The organism is Pseudomonas sp. P5_A2_2 (genome assembly GCF_054177685.1).
On the sequence record NZ_JBGCUL010000558.1, the window covers coordinates 1 to 3,029 of the forward strand.

The following is a 3,029-nucleotide window of genomic DNA, read 5'->3' on the forward strand; positions in this document are numbered from 1 at the left end:
GAACATGGGAAAGCACCGATGGACAGGGGTAGAAAGCGATACACAGCCTAACCATCGGCCTTGGAAACATTTACTTAAGCGTGTTTCAGGCTTGTCCAGTAAAAATAGTTACGACGCGTACAATCAATGCGCGCCAGCGGCAGAACAGCCAGCGATTCTCGGCATCCGCGCACCAAAGTACGCCGCACTGCCCACACCCACCGCGCCCATCACCGCACTGAACATCACACAGATCCATGGACTCCACGGCATCAGGCCGATCAACAACAGCGGTGTGACACTCGCCCACGCGGCGTAGGCAATGTTGTAGGTGAACGAGATACCCGAGACGCGAATCCGCGGCGGGAACAGGCTGACCATCACCGATGGCACCGCGCCGACTACCCCGCAGGCCAGCCCCGCCAAGGCGTAGGCCAGGCCGAGCCAGTCGCCGCCCATGATCAGGCAGGCATACAGCACGCCGATGCCCAACGGCAGCAGCAGGCTATAGAGCATCACCGTGCGCCAGGCGCCGATGCGGTCGACCAGTAGCCCGGCGAGCACGCAGCCGATGTTCAAGAACACGATGCCCAGTGCGCTCAGGGCGAAGGTATGGCTGGCTGTCATGCCAAAAGTTTTCTGCATCATGGTCGGGGTGATGACCACGAACACCACCACGGCCGAGGTCAGCACACAGGTGAGAATCATCGCCGGCAAAATGGCCAGGCGATGCTCGCGCAAGACCGTGCGTAGCGGCAGCTCACCGGCCGCCTCGCGCTGCGCCTGCATGGCCATGAACACCGGGGTTTCGCTGAGCCAGCGACGCAGCCAGACACCAATCACCCCGAACACGCCGCCGAGCAGAAACGGGTAACGCCAGGCGTAATCGAGGATTTCCGCCGGGGTGAATGCCTGCGCCAGGAAGCTCGCGGTCAATGCGCCGATCAGATAGCCGAAGGTCAGCCCCGCCTGCAGGAAACCCAGGGCATAACCGCGATGGGCGATGGGCGCGTGCTCGGCGACGAATACCCAGGCACTCGGCACCTCGCCGCCCACCGCCGCGCCCTGGAGAATGCGCAGGGCCAACAGCAGCAACGGTGCGAAATAGCCGATTTGCGCGTAGGTCGGCATGATCCCGATCAGCAAGCAGGGCAACGCCATCATCAGGATGCTCAGGCTAAAGACTTTCTTGCGCCCCAATCGGTCGGCGAAGTGCGCCATCAGGATGCCGCCCAACGGTCGCGCCAGGTAACCGGTGACGAAGATCCCGAAGCTTTGCAGCAGGCGCAGCCACTCGGGCATTTCCGGTGGGAAGAACAGCTGACTGAGGGTCAGGGCGAAAAACACGAAGATGATGAAATCGTAGATTTCCAGCGCCCCGCCGAGGGCGGCAAGCCCGAGGGTCTTGTAGTCCGAGCGGCTGAACGGCGCCGGGCGCGAATCGGTGTTGGCAGTCATGTAAAGAACTCTGGCACAGGCAAAAACCAAGGCGCCCATGGTCTACGCAAAAGCGCTGGCGGACAACCCGTTAGACCAAAGTCCCATAGCCACGAAACAACCCCGCAAAAATCCTCGGCTTGAATTAATGTTGACGTCTGTCCAGACGGGCGGTTACTGCCCCGAAGACCACAACAAACATAAAAATCCGAGGTACTCCCGTGGCCGCTGATATCGAAGATAGCCGCTCCGCCCGCTTTGCCCTGCGCTGCTCAAGTTTTGCCGAACGCTGGTTTCCCGACTCCTGGGTGTTTGCTGCCCTGGCGGTGATTATCGTGGCCCTGGCCACCATGGCGATGGGTGCCAAACCCACCGACGCCGCCATGGCCTTTGGTGATGGCTTCTGGAGCCTGATCCCCTTCACCATGCAGATGGCCTTCGTGGTGATCGGCGGTTATGTGGTCGCCAGTTCGCCGCCGGCGGTGAAGCTGATTGACCGTCTGGCCAAGCTGCCGAAAAACGGCCGCTCCGCCGTGGCCTGGGTCGCATTGATTTCGATGGTCGCGTCGTTGCTGAACTGGGGCTTGTCCCTGGTGTTCGGCGGTTTGTTGGTACGCGCCCTCGCCCGTCGTACCGACCTGAAAATGGACTATCGCGCCGCCGGTGCCGCCGCCTATCTGGGGCTTGGCGCGGTATGGGCCTTGGGCCTGTCGTCGTCCGCCGCGCAATTGCAGGCCAACCCGGCAAGCCTGCCGCCGTCGATTCTGTCGATCACCGGGATGATTCCATTCACCCAGACGATCTTTCTCTGGCAGTCCGGCGTGATGCTGCTGGCCTTGATCGTCATCTCGCTGATCATTGCCTATGCCACCGCCCCCGGCCCGAACTCGGCACGCGATGCCAAGGCCTGCGGTGTCGACCCGAGTTTCAACCTGCCACCGCTGCAACCACGCACCCGCCCCGGCGAATGGCTGGAACACAGCCCGCTACTGACGATTCTGCTGGCGTTGCTGGCTGCTGGGTGGCTGTTCCATGAGTTTGCGACCAAACCGGCTATCAGCGCGATTTCCGGGCTGAACACCTACAACTTCCTGTTCATCATGCTCGGTGCCCTGTTGCACTGGCGTCCGCGCAGCTTTCTGGACGCCGTGACCCGTGCGGTGCCGACCACTACCGGCGTGCTGATCCAGTTCCCGCTCTACGGTTCGATCGCGGCGCTGATGACCACGGTCAAGGGCGCCGACGCGCAGACCCTGGCCCATCACATCTCGACCTTTTTCGTCAGCATTGCCTCCCACGACACCTACGCGCTTCTGATGGGCGTGTATTCGGCGATTCTCGGCTTCTTCATCCCGTCCGGTGGCGGCAAGTGGATCATCGAAGCACCGTACGTGATGCAAGTGGCCAATGACCTGAACTACCATCTGGGCTGGGCGGTGCAGATCTACAACGCCGCCGAAGCCCTGCCCAACCTGATCAACCCGTTCTTCATGTTGCCGCTGCTGGGCGTCCTGGGGTTGAAAGCGCGGGACTTGATCGGCTTCTCGTTCGTGCAATTGCTGGTACACGCGCCATTGGTGCTAGTGTTGTTATGGGCACTGGGGACGACGCTG

At 61.7% G+C, this 3,029-nt stretch carries 2 protein-coding genes; one reads left to right on the forward strand and one right to left on the reverse strand.

Translation table 11 applies throughout. From position 1 onward, the window contains the following. Positions 1–123: 123 nt before the first annotated feature. Positions 124–1,437 carry an MFS transporter gene (locus tag ACXRVY_RS22235; RefSeq protein WP_223461077.1) on the reverse strand — a complete coding sequence of 438 codons (1,314 nt, stop codon included), beginning with the start codon at positions 1,435–1,437 and terminating at the stop codon, positions 124–126. Positions 1,438–1,637: 200 nt separating this feature from the next. On the opposite strand from ACXRVY_RS22235, the gene ACXRVY_RS22240 reads away from it, so the two are divergent. Beyond that, positions 1,638–3,029 (forward strand): short-chain fatty acid transporter (locus ACXRVY_RS22240; RefSeq protein WP_458238253.1); only part of this gene is annotated, 1,392 nt, incomplete at its 3' end.

Excerpts from the sequence above, each read along its gene's own strand:
- ACXRVY_RS22235 (WP_223461077.1), bottom strand. The coding sequence starts at position 1,437 with ATGACTGCCAACACCGATTCGCGCCCGGCGCCGTTCAGCCGCTCGGAC.